The 15,432-nt window shown below is 69.1% G+C and carries 15 protein-coding genes; 11 read left to right on the top strand and 4 right to left on the bottom strand.

Annotated elements, in window-relative coordinates; translation table 11 throughout:
* Positions 1-32: 32 nt before the first annotated feature.
* On the bottom strand, positions 33-911 hold the full coding sequence (locus ACYQ5L_RS23945) for a LysR family transcriptional regulator ArgP (protein WP_459960357.1): 879 nt from the start codon (positions 909-911) through the stop codon (positions 33-35).
* A 73-nt stretch (positions 912-984) separates the two neighbouring features.
* Here ACYQ5L_RS23945 and ACYQ5L_RS23940 point away from each other — a divergent pair, with 73 nt between their 5' ends.
* On the top strand, positions 985-1,602 hold the full coding sequence (locus ACYQ5L_RS23940; protein WP_459960355.1) for a LysE/ArgO family amino acid transporter: 618 nt from the start codon (positions 985-987) through the stop codon (positions 1,600-1,602).
* On the opposite strand, the gene ACYQ5L_RS23935 is transcribed toward ACYQ5L_RS23940, so the two are convergent.
* Together ACYQ5L_RS23935 and ACYQ5L_RS23930 are read right to left on the bottom strand one after the other, a co-directional pair.
* Positions 1,599-2,609, bottom strand: a complete 1,011-nt coding sequence (locus ACYQ5L_RS23935; protein ID WP_459960353.1) for a Gfo/Idh/MocA family protein — start codon at positions 2,607-2,609, stop codon at positions 1,599-1,601. The genes ACYQ5L_RS23940 and ACYQ5L_RS23935 overlap by 4 nt on opposite strands.
* Before the next feature lie 49 nt (positions 2,610-2,658).
* Positions 2,659-3,663, bottom strand: coding sequence for a LacI family DNA-binding transcriptional regulator (locus ACYQ5L_RS23930; protein ID WP_459960351.1), 1,005 nt, complete (start codon positions 3,661-3,663; stop codon positions 2,659-2,661).
* Positions 3,664-3,923: 260 nt separating this feature from the next.
* On the opposite strand from ACYQ5L_RS23930, the gene ACYQ5L_RS23925 reads away from it, so the two are divergent.
* Genes ACYQ5L_RS23925 through iolD form a run of 8 tightly spaced genes read left to right on the top strand, consistent with a single transcriptional unit; the run spans position 3,924 to position 12,271 of the window.
* On the top strand, positions 3,924-4,826 hold the full coding sequence (locus ACYQ5L_RS23925) for a TIM barrel protein (protein WP_459960349.1): 903 nt from the start codon (positions 3,924-3,926) through the stop codon (positions 4,824-4,826).
* Between the two features lie 19 nt (positions 4,827-4,845).
* Positions 4,846-5,841: a sugar ABC transporter substrate-binding protein gene (locus ACYQ5L_RS23920; RefSeq protein WP_459960347.1), complete on the top strand. Its 996-nt coding sequence runs from the start codon at positions 4,846-4,848 to the stop codon at positions 5,839-5,841.
* Between the two features lie 22 nt (positions 5,842-5,863).
* Positions 5,864-6,910, top strand: coding sequence for an ABC transporter permease (locus tag ACYQ5L_RS23915; protein WP_459960345.1), 1,047 nt, complete (start codon positions 5,864-5,866; stop codon positions 6,908-6,910).
* Complete coding sequence (locus tag ACYQ5L_RS23910; RefSeq protein ID WP_459960343.1) at positions 6,907-7,695, top strand: ATP-binding cassette domain-containing protein; 789 nt, start codon at positions 6,907-6,909, stop codon at positions 7,693-7,695. The genes ACYQ5L_RS23915 and ACYQ5L_RS23910 overlap by 4 nt, the downstream gene beginning before the upstream one ends.
* Positions 7,692-8,630, top strand: a complete 939-nt coding sequence (iolC, locus tag ACYQ5L_RS23905; RefSeq protein ID WP_459960341.1) for a 5-dehydro-2-deoxygluconokinase — start codon at positions 7,692-7,694, stop codon at positions 8,628-8,630. The genes ACYQ5L_RS23910 and iolC overlap by 4 nt, the downstream gene beginning before the upstream one ends.
* Entirely contained in the window at positions 8,621-9,514 is an 894-nt protein-coding gene (locus tag ACYQ5L_RS23900) for a Cgl0159 family (beta/alpha)8-fold protein (RefSeq protein WP_459960340.1), read from the top strand. Before iolC ends, ACYQ5L_RS23900 begins: the two co-directional genes overlap by 10 nt.
* A 19-nt stretch (positions 9,515-9,533) precedes the next feature.
* Positions 9,534-10,424, top strand: a complete 891-nt coding sequence (gene iolB, locus ACYQ5L_RS23895) for a 5-deoxy-glucuronate isomerase (protein ID WP_459960338.1) — start codon at positions 9,534-9,536, stop codon at positions 10,422-10,424.
* Positions 10,421-12,271 (top strand): 3D-(3,5/4)-trihydroxycyclohexane-1,2-dione acylhydrolase (decyclizing), encoded by a 1,851-nt coding sequence (gene iolD, locus ACYQ5L_RS23890; protein ID WP_459960336.1) that lies wholly within the window; start codon positions 10,421-10,423, stop codon positions 12,269-12,271. The genes iolB and iolD overlap by 4 nt, the downstream gene beginning before the upstream one ends.
* 274 nt (positions 12,272-12,545) lie before the next feature.
* Here the strand turns inward: iolD and ACYQ5L_RS23885 are convergent, their stop codons facing one another.
* Positions 12,546-13,334, bottom strand: a complete 789-nt coding sequence (locus tag ACYQ5L_RS23885) for an SDR family NAD(P)-dependent oxidoreductase (RefSeq protein WP_459960334.1) — start codon at positions 13,332-13,334, stop codon at positions 12,546-12,548.
* 59 nt (positions 13,335-13,393) lie between these two features.
* Between ACYQ5L_RS23885 and ACYQ5L_RS23880 the strand changes: the two genes are divergently transcribed.
* Together ACYQ5L_RS23880 and ACYQ5L_RS23875 are read left to right on the top strand one after the other, a co-directional pair.
* Positions 13,394-13,789 (top strand): MerR family transcriptional regulator, encoded by a 396-nt coding sequence (locus ACYQ5L_RS23880; protein WP_459960332.1) that lies wholly within the window; start codon positions 13,394-13,396, stop codon positions 13,787-13,789.
* A 139-nt stretch (positions 13,790-13,928) separates the two neighbouring features.
* Positions 13,929-15,431, top strand: coding sequence for a hypothetical protein (locus ACYQ5L_RS23875; RefSeq protein ID WP_459960330.1), 1,503 nt, complete (start codon positions 13,929-13,931; stop codon positions 15,429-15,431).
* Position 15,432: the final 1 nt, after the last annotated feature.

Genomic DNA, 15,432 nt, shown 5'->3' with positions numbered 1-15,432 from the left:
TCGCAACCTCACAGCAGCACCGTGTCGCGATCTCACAGGAGTGCGGTGGCGGCGGCTTCGGCAATGGTGTCGGCGACCGCGGTGAGCGCGGGGGAGTCCAGTCGCCACTGCTGCCAGTACAGCGGCACGTCGATGAAGACGGCAGGATCGACCGGAACCAGATCATCGCCGGGCCGGACCTGCATGTCCGGCATCATGCCCCAGCCCAGGCCCAGGCGGATGGCCTCGCCGAATCCGGCCGAGGACGGAATGTAGTGCCGGGGCGGGTCGATGGGTTTGCGGGTGTAGTGCCGCACCAGGCGGAACTGCAGATCGTCCTTGCGGTCGAACAGAATGACCGGGGCCGCGGCGAACGCCTTGGCGGTCGCGCCGTCCGGGAACCAGGTGCGGGCGAAGTCGGGATGGGCCAGCGGGCGATAGCGCATAGCGCCCAGGCGGCGCACGGTGCAGCCCTGCACGGGTGCGGCGGTGGAGGTGATGGCGGCCATGACGGTGCCGTCGCGCAGGAAGCGGGTGGTGTGCTCCTCGTCCTCGCGATGGATCTCGAAGCTCACCCCCGCGGCCGCGCGGGCCAGGGCGGGCAGCACCCAGGTCTGTAAGGAATCCGCATTGACCGCGATCGGGATATTGACCGGGCGATCGGCGGGTTGATTGGCTTCACCCAGCTCCCGGGCGGTATCGCCGGTGAGCAGCTGGATCTGCCGGGCCAGCCGCAGCACGGTCAGGCCCGAATCGGTGGGCTGCACCGGTTTGGTGCGCTGCACCAGAATGCGTCCGGCGGCGTCCTCGAGGGCCTTGATGCGCTGGCTGATCGCCGACGGGGTGACGCTGAGCCGGCGCGCGGCGGCATCGAAGGTGCCCTCGCTGATGACGGCGTCGAGGGCGCGCAGCTGGTCGAGCTGGAGGTCCATATTAAGAAATCGTAATGGTGCATCAAAAACATTAGCTGGCCTGGTCCTGGTCGACTGCCCTAGTTTCGGATGGGTGAACACGTCATCGGCGGCCCTGGCGGCCATTTCAGGACTCGGCTTCGGACTCTCCCTCATTGTGGCGATCGGCGCGCAAAACGCGTTCGTCCTGCGTCAGGGGATCCGACGCGAGCATGTCCTGCCGGTGGTCGCGGTCTGCGCCGCCTCCGACGTGATCCTCATGACCGCCGGGGTGGCGGGCTTCGGATTCGTGGTCAACAACGCGCCGGTGCTGCTCACCGTCGCCAAGTACGCGGGCGCGGCCTTCCTGCTCGGCTACGCCTTCCTCGCCGCCAAGCGCGCCTTCTCGGCCTCGGCGCTGACCGCGGGCGGCGGCGCGCCCATCGCCCTGAGCGCGGCCATCGCCACCTGCCTCGCGGTGACCTGGCTCAACCCGCACGCCTACCTCGACACCATGGTGCTGCTGGGCTCCTTCGCCAGCACCTACGCGACCCCGGATCGCTGGTTCCTGACCGCGGGAGCCATTGCCGGCAGCATCATCTGGTTCTTCGGTCTCGGGTTCGGCGCGCGCCTGCTGGCTCCGATCTTCGCCGAGCCGCGCGCCTGGCGGGTGCTGGATTCGGTGATCGCGCTCGTCATGACCGGTCTGGCCGTGAGCCTGCTGGTCAGCTAGCGGCGGACCTCGGCCAGCCGCACCGGGCGGCCCTCCCGGCGGGACAACTCGCACGCCTCGGCGATGTAGAACGCCGCCAAGGCTTCCGCGGGAGGGCACGGGTTCTGCATCTGCCCGGTGGCCACGCCCACGAAGGTGGCGAGCTCCTCGACGTAAGCGCCGTGGAAGCGCTCCATGAAGCCCGGGTAGGCGGGCAGCGACGAGGGCGTCCACTGCTCCTCGACCGAATGCAGCGGGGCCCGATCATCGAGTCCCACAATGGCATTGCCCTTGGACCCCAGGACCTCCAGGCGCACGTCGTAGCCCGCGCCGTTGTAGCGGCCCAGCGAAACCGTCGCCAGCGCACCGTCATCCAGGCGCAGCACGACCGCGGCGGTGTCCACGTCCCCGGCGTCGGCGAAGAACTGCTCCCCGCGATTGGCGCCGGTGGCGTAGACCTCGGTCACCTCGCGACCGGTCACCCAGCGGATGATGTCGAAATCGTGGACGCCGCAATCACGGAACAGCCCGCCGGAGCGCGGAATGTATTCGGCCGGCGGCGGCGCCGGATCGAGGGTGGTGGCGCGCAGGGTGTGGATCCAGCCCAGCTCGCCGGAGGCCACCGCCGCGCGGGCGGCGCGGTAGCCGGCGTCGAAGCGGCGCTGGAAACCGATCTGCACCGGCACCGCCGAATCCGCCACCTGCTCGACCACCGCGAGCGTGCCGGAAATATCGGCGGCAATGGGCTTTTCGCAGAACACCGGGATGCCGCGCGCGACGGCGGCGGTGATCAGCTCGGGATGCGAATCGGTGGCGGTGGCGATGACCAGGCCGGTGAGGTCGGCGGCGAAGAGCGCGTCGATATCGGGCGCGAACTCGATATCGAGTTTGTCGGCGGTGGCGCGGGCGCGCTGGGCGTCGGCGTCGGCGACGATCACCGTGTCCACGGCGGAGAGCGCTTTGAGCGTCTCGGCGTGGGAGGCGCCGATGCGGCCGGTTCCGGCGAGGCCAACACGAATGACGGACATGATGGCTCCTGAGTGGTGAGAGTGCTTGTGGCGGTGTTGATTCGGGTGTTCAACCGCGCGGTGGCGCGGTCGTCGCGCGGACGATCAGCGAGGGTTCCAGGCGTTTGCGCACCGGTTCGGTGCGCTCCTCGCGTAGCCGCTCGGTGAGCGCCTCCACCGCCAGCCGCCCGATCCGCGTGCGGGGCTGGTCGATGGTGGTCAGCGCGACATTGCGCAGGGCGGCGAAGGAGGTGTTGTCGTAACCGACGACCGAGACATCCTCGGGGACACGCAATCCGGCCTCGCCCAGCGCCGACATGGCGCCGACGGCGCTGAAGTCGTTGCCGCAGACCAGGGCGGTGGGGAAGGTGCCGGGAGTGAAGATGTTCAGCAGCTTGCGCACCGCCGCCGCCCCGGCCTCGTCGGTGTGCTCGCTGGCGATGACCATGGGTTCCAGGCCGTGCCGGACCATGGCGGCGGTATAGCCCTTGCGGCGCTGCCCGGCGGCGAAGGCGGCGCCGCCGTCGAGGTGCACGATGCGCCGATGGCCCAGGGCGACAAGGTGATCCACAGCCAGCGCCGCACCCAGCTCGCCATCGTCGTTGACGGTGTCCACCTGCGCGATGGACGAGCTGCGCGAGACCAGCACGACCGGGCAGCGCGCGGCCGCGTCCCGGATGGAGGCCGCGGGCAGCACCGGCGACAGCAGGATGATGCCGCCGGGACGGAAGGCCAGCAGGCTCGCCAGGGCCGTCCGTTCCCGATTCGCGCTGCGGCAGCCGGTATTCAGGATGAGTTCCAGCCCCGCCTCCTGCGCGGCGGCGTCCATGCCCTCCACCACATCGGCGAAGAAGGCGTTGCGCAGGTCGGACACCATGACGCCGACAATGTTGGAGGTGCGGCTGGCCAGCGAGCGGGCCATGAAATGCGGTTGGTAGCCGAGGTCTTCGGCCGCCTGGAGCACCGCGCGGCGGCGGTGATCGCTGACCTTGGGGGAGTTGCGCATGACCAACGAGACGAGAGCACGCGAGACGCCCGCGCGGGCGGCCACATCCTCCATGGTCGGTCGGGGCATGGTTCCTCCGGGTGATTCGAGTCGGTCTGATCGGACCGTACCGCCTCGGCGAGATGCGGGCAATAGAGCGCTCTAATCAGATTTTCCAGACATAGATTTTCGTGGGCTTTACTGGTCGTTTCGATGTTTTTCGAGGTGACACACTGTTTTTCGATGTGCGCCGGGCTCTTGACACGCCAGTGATCCAGGTTACATTGTTGGAGCGCTCCAATTGCGAGAGCACATCATTCGATGGCTTATGACAGGTCTGGGAAGTGCCGATGACCGAACCGCTGCATCCACTGCGTATTGCCGCCGCGCCGATCTCCTGGGGAGTCTGCGAAGTTCCCGGCTGGGGGCATGTCCTCGAACCCGAGGTCGTGCTCGCCGAGATGGCGGGGCTCGGCATTGCCGCGACCGAATTCGGGCCGCCCGGATACCTACCGAGCGATCCGCTCGAACTACGGGCCGCGCTCGGCGCGCACGGCCTCACCGCCATCGGCGGATTCCTCGCGCTGGCCCTGCATCGCGATCCGGGCCGGGCCCTGCGCACCGCCCGGGAGACCGCGCGGCTGTTCGCCGCCGCCGGGGCCGAGGTGCTCGTAGTGGCGGCCGCCACCGGCGCGGACGGATACGACCAGCGCGAACCGCTCACCGATCACGAGTGGCGGACCCTGCTCGACACCGCCGCCACCGTGCGCGATATCGCCGCCGAGCACGGCCTGCGCACCACCGTGCACCCGCACGTGGGCACCCATGTCGAGACCAAAGCCGAGGTCGCCCGCTTCCTGCTGGGCTCGGATCTGGACCTGTGCCTGGACACCGGGCATCTGGCCATCGGCGGCACCGATCCGGTCGAGTTGGCCCGCAAGTACGCCGACCGCATCGGGCACATCCACCTCAAGGATGTGCGCCTGGCCCTGGCCGACGAAGTGCGTTCCGGCCGAATGGAATACAGCGAGGCGGTGCGGCGCGGGCTGTACGTGCCGCTGGGCGACGGCGACGTGGACATCGAGGCCCTGGTGCGCACGGTGCACGCGGCCGGATACCGCGGCTGGTACGTGCTCGAGCAGGACACGGCGCTGCGCGCGGGGGAGACCGCGGCCGGGCCGACCGGCAATACGACACGCAGTTTGCGACACCTGGCCCGAATCGGTTCCGAACTCGCCTCCGCGCGGATTTAGTGAAGAGGTGATGACGAAGATGTCCGAACCCACACACTCGCGCCGGCAGCGGTGGCGGCGGCTGACGCCGTGGCTGGCCGCGGCGGCCCTGCTCGCCGCCTGCAGCGGACCCGGGGCCGATACGGCCGGGAATCAGAAGGCGCCCGTCGATGTCGGCGAATTGAAATCGGTGGCCGTGGTGACACACGGTTCGGCCGGTGACGCCTTCTGGAATGTGGTCAAGAACGGTGCGGAGGCAGCCGGGGAGGATCTGGGCGTACGCGTGGAGTACAACTCCTCCGGCGATCCCGGCCAGCAGGCCAAACTCATCGACAATGCGGTGGCGCAGGGCGTCGACGGCCTGGTCGTGTCCATGGCGAATCCGGACGCGCTGCGCACCTCGGTCGAAAAGGCGGTGGCCGCGGGCATTCCCGTGGTGACCATCAACTCCGGTGAGGGACAGAGCGTCGCCTTCGGCGCTATCGGCCATGTCGGGCAGAGCGAGAAGCTCGCCGGTGAGGCCGCGGGCAAGCGGTTGAAGGACGAGGGAAAGGCCAAGCTGCTCTGCGTGATTCACGAGGCGGGCAATATCGGCCAGGAGGAGCGCTGTGACGGCGCGACCCAGGGTTTCGGGAATGTGGTGCGGTTGCAGGTCGACATCAACAACCCGACCGATGCGCAGGCCCGCATCAAGGGCGCGCTGGAGACCGATCGCGCCGTCGACGCGGTGCTGACGCTGAATTCGCAGATCGCCGCGCGGGCCGTGGACGCGGTGCGGGAGTCGCGGTCGAACGCCGCGGTCGCCACCTTCGATCTCAATAGCGATGTGGTGACCGCGATCCGGGGCGGGAACCTGCTGTTCGCGGTCGATCAGCAGCAGTACGAGCAGGGCTATCTGCCAATAGTGCTGCTGAAGCTGTACAAGTCGAACCTCAATACGGTCGGCGGCGGCCGGCCGGTGCAGACGGGTCCCGCCTTCGTGGACAAGAGCAATGTCGATGCCATCGCCGCCCTGGTCGACCAGGGTACCCGGTGATCACGGTCGGGAGTGAATTGAAATGAGTCTTCTCGCAAAGCCTTCCGAGACCACGGTCGCGCCGCCGGAAGGGACGCTGCTGAACCGGCTGATCGTGCGGCCCGAACTCGGCGCGCTGCTGGGCGCGCTGGCGGTGTTCGTCTTCTTCTCCCTCATCACCGACAGCTTCCTCAGCGCGCTGGGCGTGTCCAACTGGCTCGACGACGCCTCCACGCTCGGCATCATGGCCGTGGCGGTCGCCATGCTCATGATCGGCGGCGAATTCGACCTGTCCGCCGGCGTCATGACCGCGTCCACGGCCCTGATCACGGCCCTGCTGGCGGTGCATTCGGGCTGGAACGTGTGGTTCGCGCTGGGTGTCTCGCTGCTGTTCGCGCTGACCGTCGGCGCGCTCAACGGCTGGGTGGTCATGCGGACCGGGCTGCCGAGCTTCATCGTCACCCTCGGCACCTTCCTCGCGCTGCAGGGCCTGAATCTCGGTGTGACCCGGCTGGTTACGGGCACCGTGCAGGTGTCGGGCATGCGCAGCGCGGACGGCTACGAGTCCGCGGGCTGGGTGTTCGCCTCCACCACCAATATCGGCGACGCCCGCATTCAGGCGTCGGTGGTGTGGTGGATCGTGCTGACCGCGCTGGCCGCGCTCATTCTGGTGCGCACCCGATTCGGCAACTGGACCTTCGCGGTCGGCGGTTCGCTGCCGAGCGCGCGGGCGGTGGGCGTCCCGGCCGTGCGGACCAAGATCCTGCTGTTCATGGGCACGGCCTTCGCGGGCTGGGTGGTGGGCGCCTGCAATCTGCTGCGCTTCTCCAGCGTGCAGGCCAATCAGGGTGTGGGACTGGAGTTCCAGTACATCATCGCCGCGGTGATCGGCGGCTGCCTGCTCACCGGCGGCTTCGGCTCGGTGGTCGGCGCGGCGCTGGGCGCGCTCATCTTCGGCATGGCCCGGCAGGGCATTGTCTTCGCGGGCTGGGACAGCGACTGGTTCATGCTGTTCCTCGGCGTGCTGCTGCTGTCGGCCGTACTGGTCAACAACGAATTCAAGAAGCGAGCGGAAAGAGTACGCCGATGACTGCCGATCCTCTGATCGAAACCGTCGACATCGGAAAGACCTACGGCGGCGTCATGGCGCTGCGCGATGTGTCCACGGTGGTGAAGGCCGGCGAGGTCACCTGCGTGCTCGGTGACAATGGCGCGGGCAAGTCGACGCTCATCAAGATCCTGGCCGGGGTGCACCAGCACGACAGCGGCGAGCTGAAGATCAATGGTACGGCCATGCGGTTCTCCTCGCCGCGCGAGGCTTTGGATCAGGGCATCGCCACCGTGTACCAGGATCTGGCCGTGGTGCCGCTCATGAGCGTGTGGCGCAATTTCGTGCTCGGATCCGAACCGGTCCGCAAGTTCGGGCCGATCGAGCTCCTGGACCGGCGCGAGGCCAAGGAGATCACCGGAAAAGCCCTGGCGGATATGGGAATCGAGATCCGCGACCTGGAACAGCCGGTCGGCACCCTCTCCGGCGGGCAGCGGCAGTGCGTGGCCATCGCCCGGGCCGTGCACTACGGGGCGAAGGTGCTGATCCTCGACGAGCCCACGGCCGCACTGGGTGTCAAGCAAGCGGGCGTGGTGCTGCGCTATGTGGTGCAGGCCCGGGATCGCGGGCTGGGCGTCGTGCTCATCACCCACAATCCGCACCACGCCTATCCGGTGGGCGATCGGTTCCTGCTGCTCAAACGCGGCGCCCAGCTCGGCAGCTACGAGAAGTCCGAGATCGACCTGCCCGAGCTCACCCGGCAGATGGCCGGCGGGGCCGAACTCGAAGCGTTGCAACACGAATTGGAGCGGGTGGTGCAGCCGTGACGACGCTGGACGTGCTCACCGTGGGGCGGGTCGGGGTCGACCTGTACCCGCAGCAGAGCGGGGTAGCGCTGGCCGAGGTCGAGACCTTCGCCAAGTTCCTCGGTGGCACGGCCACCAATGTGGCGGTGGCGGCGGCCCGGCTGGGCCGCCGCTCGGCGGTGCTCACCAAGGTCGGCCCCGACGGCTTCGGCGACTTCGTGCGAACGGCCCTGCGGGAGTTCGGGGTTTCGGCGGACTATGTCGGCACCGCGCCGGAACTGCTGACACCGGTGGTGTTCTGCGAATTGAAACCGCCCGCGGATCCGCCGCTGCTGTTCTATCGCGCGCCCATCGCACCGGATCTCACCCTCACCGAGGACGAGATCCCCTGGGATGTCGTCGATTCCGTGCCGCTGCTGTGGGTGACCGGGACCGGCGTGAGCGCCGAGCCCGGCCGCACCACCCAGCGGGAGGTGCTGCGCCGGCGCGCCCGGCGCGGGCACACCGTGCTCGACCTCGACTATCGGCCCATGTTCTGGCCGGATGCGGAGACCGCCCGCGCCGAGATCGGCTGGATGCTCGACCACGTGACCGTGGTGGTGGGCAATCGCACCGAGGTCCAGGTCGCGGTGGGCACCGCCGACCCGGACGAGGCCGCCGACCGGCTGCTGGCGCGCGGGGTGCGGCTGGCGGTCGTCAAACGCGGCGCGGAGGGCGTGCTCATCGCCACCGAGGCCGAACGCTGGACGGTGCCGCCGTGCCCGGTCGAGGTGGTCTGCGGGCTCGGTGCGGGCGACGGCTTCGGCGGCGCGCTGGCCCACGGCCTGCTCGCCGGCTGGGACCCGCACCGCATCGCCGCCTTCGCCAATGCCGCCGGCGCCCTGGTCGCCTCCCGCCTGGCCTGTGCCGACGCCATGCCCACCGCCGCCGAAATCGAGGAGCTGCTGTGCACCTGACCGACGACCGCTGGAACGAGCTGCTGCGCACCCGCGCCACCGATCCGGAGGCCATCCAGCGTGCGTACGCCGACCGCCGCCGGCGCCCGAACCTGCTGTCGGACAACGGCACCCTGTTCCTGGTCGCCGCCGACCATCCGGCGCGCGGAGCGCTGGGCGTGGGCGCGGACCGCACCGCCATGGCCGATCGGCGCACGCTGCTGGAGCGGCTGCTCATCGCGCTGGCCAATCCGGCGGTGGACGGCGTGCTCGGGTCCCCGGACATCGTGGAGGAACTGCTGCTGCTCGACGCCGTGCACGACAAGATCGTCATCGGGTCGATGAACCGGGGCGGGCTGGCCGGGGCGGACTGGGAGATCGACGACCGCTTCACCGGTTACGATGCGGAATCCCTGGTCAAATACCGGCTCGACGGCGGCAAAATGCTGCTGCGCCTGGTGGATTCGGATCCGGGCACCATTCCCACCCTGGAGGCCTGCGCCCGCGCCGTCTCCGAACTGGCCGAGCACAACCTGATGGCCATGGTCGAACCGCTGCCCTACGGGCGTGACGAGACCGGCGCGCTGGTCATGCACAAGGACGCCGCCGCCCTGCAACGGGCCATGACCGTGGCCTCGGGACTCGGCGTCACCTCCGCCTACACCTGGCTGAAAATCCCGGCCCCGCAGGACACTTCGGCGCTCGACGCCACGACGCTGCCGGTGCTCGTGCTCGGCGGCGCGCCCTCCGGCGATCCGGCGGCCGACCTCGCCTCCTGGGGTTCGGCGCTGGGGCACGAGGTGGTGCGCGGCCTCGTCGTCGGCCGCACCCTGCTGTATCCGCCGGACGGTGATGTCGCGGGCGCGGTCGACGCCGCCGCGCGCGTGCTGGCGGCGGCGAGATGAGCGAGGAGAGGGAATCGGCATGAGCAAGCTGCACCGGCCGCACGGAACGCTCGGCAGCGGAAACGATCCTGTGGTGCTCACCCCGGGGGAGGCGGGCTGGACCTACACCGGGCTGCTCGTCCTGCACCTGGCCGCGGGCGAGACGCGGACCGTGCGCACCGGCGATTTCGAGGCGTTCGTGCTGCCGCTGGCCGGATCGTGCACCGTGCGCGTCGACGGCGAGGTGTTCGAACTGCAAGGGCGGGAATCGGTCTTCACCCGGGTCACCGACTTCGCCTATGCGCCACGTGATTCCGATCTGGAGTTGCACACCTCGGACGGCATCGAGGTCGCGCTGCCCATGGCGCGGTGCACGCGGCGGTTGACTCCGAAATATGGTCCCGCCGAGCAGGTTCCGGTCGAGGTGCGGGGCGCCGGGCAGGCCACGCGGCAGGTCACCAACTTCGGGGTGCCCGGGGTGTGGGACCACGCGGACAAGCTCAATGCCTGCGAGCTCATCACTCCCGACGGCAACTGGTCCTCCTATCCACCGCACAAGCACGACGAGACGAGCGACTGCGAGGTCGTCAACGAGGAGATCTACTACTTCCGCATCGCCGGGCAGGACGGAATCACCCCGTCGCCCAGCGGTTTCGGAATGCATCGCACCTATACCGCCGATGGCACACTGGATGAGAACGTCGCGGTGCGCGACGGCGATGTGTTCCTGATCCCGCACGGGTATCACGGCCCGTGCATTGCCGCTCCCGGATATCCCATGTACTACCTGAACGTGCTGGCCGGTCCCGCGCCCGAGCGGTCGATGGCCTTCTGCGACGACCCGGCGCACGGCTGGGTGCGATCACGCTGGGCGGACGAGCCGCTGGACCCGCGCTGCCCGGTCACCTCTCATGAAGGACGATTGTTATGAGACTCACGACCGCGCAAGCCTTGGTGGCCTGGCTGGTGGCCCAGCGCTCGGAGACCCTCGACGGGGGCGAAGTTCCGTTGTTCCCCGCGGTTTTCGCCATTTTCGGGCACGGGAACGTGCTGGGACTGGGCAGTGCGCTCGAGGAGCGCCGCGATGTGATTCCGGTGTGGCGCGGTCACACCGAGGAGGGCATGGCGCTGGCGGCGGTCGGCCTGGCCAAGGCCGCCAACCGGCGGCAAGTGGGCGTGGCGACCTCGTCCATCGGGCCGGGGGCGCTGAACATGGTGACGGCCGCCGGTGTGGCGCATGCCAATCGGCTGCCGCTGCTGCTGCTACCCGGCGACACCTTCGTCAGCCGGGCCCCCGATCCGGTGCTGCAGCAGGTGGAGCATTTCGGCGATCCCACCGCCACCGTCAACGACGCCTTCCGGGCGGTGAGCCGCTACTTCGATCGGATCACCCGGCCCGAACAACTGCTGGCCACCCTGCCGCAGGTGGCGCGGGTGCTCACCGATCCGGCGGACGTCGGGCCGGTCACCCTGGCGCTGCCGCAGGATGTGCAGGCCGAGACCTACGACTTTCCCGAGGAGCTGTTCTGGCCCGTCGTGCACCGGATCCCGCGGCCGCGACCCGATCGCGACAGCGTCGCCGAGGCGGCGGCGGTGCTGCGGCGGGCGCAGCAACCCCTGCTGCTGCTCGGCGGGGGAGTCCGTTACTCGGGAGCGGGTGAGAAGGCACTGGAATTCGCGCAGCGGCACGGCATTCCGGTCACCGAGACCACCGCCGGGCGCACCCTCGTGCCGCACGACCACCCGCTGTACGCCGGACCGCTCGGCATCACCGGCGCGGCCTCGGCCAATGCCCTCGCCGCCCAGGCGGATGTGGTGCTGGCCGTCGGCACCCGACTGCAGGATTTCACCACCGCGTCGTGGACGGTGTTCTCCCCGGACGTCCGGCTCGTGCACATCAATGCCGCGCGCTTCGACGCCGTGAAGCACGGCGCGCTCGCCGTGGTCGGCGATGCCGCCGCGACGCTCGACGACCTCGCACCCCAGCTGACCGACTGGGTGGTGCCCTCCGAATGGACCACTCGCTCCCTCGCGGTGCGCGCGGACTGGGACGCCCATATCGACAAGCTGCGCGCGCCGACCATCGGCGCACCCACCTATGCCCAGCTCGTCGGCGTCGTCAACGAGCTCAGCGGACCCACCGACTACGTCATGACCGCCTCCGGCGGGCTACCCGGCGAGCTGATCGGCGGCTGGCGCGCGACCGGCGGTCAGCCCACCATGGATGTCGAATACGGGTTCTCCTGCATGGGATACGAACTCGCCGGCGCCTGGGGCGCGTCCATGGCTCATTCGCACGGCCTGGTGACCACCATGCTCGGTGACGGCTCCTACCTCATGCTCAATTCCGAGCTGTTCTCCGCCGCCTTCGCCGGCCATCCCATGGTCGCGGTGGTCTGCGACAACGACGGGTACGCCGTCATCGCCCGCCTGCAAGAAGGTCAGGGCGCCGCGCCGTACAACAACTTCTACGCCAACTGCCGCACCAATCATTCGGCGCCGCCGCCGCGCGTGGACTTCGCCATGCACGCCTATGCGATGGGCTGCCTGGCGTTCACCGCCACCGACCTGAAGCAGTTCCGCGAGGCCTATGCCCGCGCGCGCACCGCCACCACCATGGAACGCCGTCCCGCCGTGGTCGTGGTCCGCACCCAGCCGTCGGCGTGGACCGAGGCCGGAGCCTGGTGGGAGGTCGGCGTGCCCGAACACCTCTCGGGCCGCGAAGCCCACGACGCCGCCAAACCGGACCAGCTCCGCTACACCCGTCCGCCCAGCTGAGCGATCCGGTTATGGATGAGCGGTCTCGCGCAAGGCCGCCAGCGCCTCCTGGCGCAGCCGTGCGACCTGCTCGTCGAAGAAGGAATGACCCGACGGTGACCGATACCGCCGTGTCCGCTTCCTGGGTACAGCGCTCACCTCGGCGCGTGCCGAGTGGAATTCTGTTCGATCGTTCGACATCATCGTCGGCCTCCCGGCTTCGTACGACTCCACGGCTCGCTGTGGCGGAATACCCGGAATCGCCCCGGGCGAATCCCTCCTGTGACGGATTCGGCTAACCTCCGATTCCCTGCGCGAATCCGCCGTCCACCGCGAGCTCGACACCGGTGGTGAAGGTCGCCGTGGCCGCGAGGTAGATCGCCGCGTCGGCGACCTCCCGCATGGTGCCGGGCCGCCCCATCGGGGTCGTGGACTCGCCTTGGCGGATGAACTCCGCGCGCTCCTGCTCGGTGAGCTCGGCGACCCCCATGCTCGGGGTCAGGATGAAGCCCGGGGCGACGGCATTGACGCGGATATCGCGGGGGAGCAATTCGGCGGCCAGGACCCTGGCGAACGCGCGCACGGCCTCCTTGGCCGCCGAGTAGGCGCTCAGGCCCGGGAAGATCCGGTCGTTGGAGACCGTGGTGAACACGATCCCGCCGCCGTCGCGGATCAGCGGGGCCAGGCGCTGCACGGTGAAGAACGCACCCTTGGCATTGATGGCGAAGATGCGGTCCCAATGGTCTTCGGTCGCCTCGTCCAGAGTCTGGAATTCGGCGATGCCGTGGTTCACGAACAGATAGTCGATGTGCCCGAGTCGCTGTTCGGCCGTCGCGCCCAGGGCGTCGATATCGGCGCGCACGGCCGCGTCGGAGCGCACCACATGGGCTGCGGGCGAATCCAGTTCGGCCCGCGCTCGCTGGACCCGTTCCGCATTCCGTCCGGTGAGCAACACTTCGGCGCCGCCCGCCAGCAAGGTTTCCGCTATGGCGCGGCCCATGCCGTGCGTGCCGCCGGTGACCACCGCCTTCCGGCCCTGGAGCGTGGGGAATGAATCGTGGGGCCGCACTGTGTTTTCCGTCATGCCGACGACGCTAGAGTCTCACGTCGGCGTGAAGGTCAACCATGAGAGGCGGAGATCACATGCGCATCGGAGAACTCGCACGCCGCACCGGAATGCGCACGCGCGCGCTGCGCTATTACGAGGAGCAGGGGCTGCTGCGGCCGGCCCGGCGCGCCAGCGGGTACCGGGAATTCACCGAATCGGATGTGGAATCGGTTCGGCGCGTTCGCATTCTGCTCGCGGCCGGATTGCCCACGCGCATCATCGCCGAGGTGCTGCCGTGCATGGTGGAGTCCGGGCGGTACCTCGCGCCGACCTGTGATGCGATGGCGCGGGATCTGCGCGCCGAGCTCGAGCGGATGAACCGGGAGATCGACGAGCGGCGGGCGGCCCGCTCGATTCTCGAGGAGATTCTCGCCGCCGAGCCGCGCGACGCGGCGGTCGGCGCGGTGCGGGACCGGACCGGTGTGGCCTGATCTCGCCGCGCCGTGCAAAACCAGGCATACCGGCAGATGGGTGACCCGGGCGGCGATTATGTGGCAGACTCGGCGCAAACACGCGGACGGTCGATCGGAGCCGGACGTGGTCGGGTGTAGCGGGAGTTTGAAGGTCGCAATGGATCTCAGCGCCATCGAGCGCCAGGTGGTGGAGGATCGCGGGGCCGCGCGGGATCGTTCGGCCGAGGCGGAGCTGCGGCTGGCCGGCTCATTGTGTGAGCTCGCCAAGGCGCTCATGGCCACCAAAGAGGATCCTTCGCAACGGGATCGGTCGCCCTCGGCGCTGGAGCCGGCGCAGGAAGCGGTGCTGTTGCGGCTGCGCTGGCTGACCGCCGGGCATGTGGACGCCGTCTTCGCCAATGAGGTGCAGGAGGCGCTGCGGCTGTTCGAGCAGGCGGCGCGCACCATCGGGCATCGCGAGCTGGCGACCTCGACCATTCGCAATGCGTGCCAGGCGTATCGGCATGTGGCGCACACCTATCCCAATGCCGCGGCGGTGTGCGCGCAGGGGCTGGCCAAATGCGGCGTATGGCTGATCCGGCTCGATCCCAAGGCCGCCGTCGCCGCGAGCGAGGACGCCGTGCGCATTCGCGCCGCGCTGTTCGCCGCCGATCCGGAACAGGCCAATCGGTATCTCTCCAGCCTGAATACGCTGCTGCGCACCCTCATGGTCGGGCGGCAGCGCAAGCAGGCGGTCGCCATGTACCGGGAGCGGTATGCGGCGGTCACCTCACCGGCCATGACGCAGCGGCTGCGCGAGATCAAGATCGAGGATCTGGGGCTCACCAGCAAGACCACCACGGCGCTGGCCAAACTCGAGGTGCAGACCCTCGAACGCGCGGGTTATCTGACGCAGCAGCAGATCCTGTATCAGACCTCCGGCGATCTCTCGACCATCGAGGAGATCAACTGGCAGCTGGCCCTCGTCGGCCTCAAGCCCCTGGCCGCCGGGGCCATGCCCGATCAGCCGTCGAAACCGGTGGAGATCAACAACTCCTTCGGCGCGCTGTGCGTGCGCAGCTCCTCGCGCAATGCCGTCACCCTGGTGCGCGCGGCCGTGCTCGCCGCCTACGTGGCCGACGGCGCGGAGCCGGTGCCCAGTTCGGCCTATCTTGGCGTCGACGAAAAGCACTGGAGCACGCCGGATCCCGAGGCCAATACCGCCGAACGGCTCGGTGAGGACGTGGTCCTCGTCGAAAAGGTCTCCGAGCACTGGGTTTCGGTGAAGAGCCTGAACTGGGAGGTCGCCCCGATCGGCAAACACCCACTGGCGCTGCGGCTTTCCCAGGAATGGCCGGTGGTCAGCGTGACCACCACCGAGAACATGTCCTACGAACTGTGCTGGTACGAAGGCGGTTCGGCCACCCACTACGCGGCGCTGGGCCTGCCGGCCGGGCAGATCCCCCTGGAGAAGCCGCTCGCACCGCTGGACTTCAAGGCCCTCGCCGAATACGGCGCGGACTACGCCTCCGAGACCCAGGTGCGCGCCGCCTTCGGCAATACGCCCATGTTCGCCAAGCTCACCGGACTCCCGGCCAGCGGCATCCGGCAGGCCGCCGAGGCCGGGCCGCTGGCCCAGCACGGGTCCAATATTCTGTACTTCCGGGATGGCAACGGGTAGT

This window comes from Nocardia sp. IFM 10818 (assembly GCF_054655275.1).
Note: the sequence above shows the minus strand (reverse complement) of the source record. Positions and strands in the feature narration are given on the sequence as shown.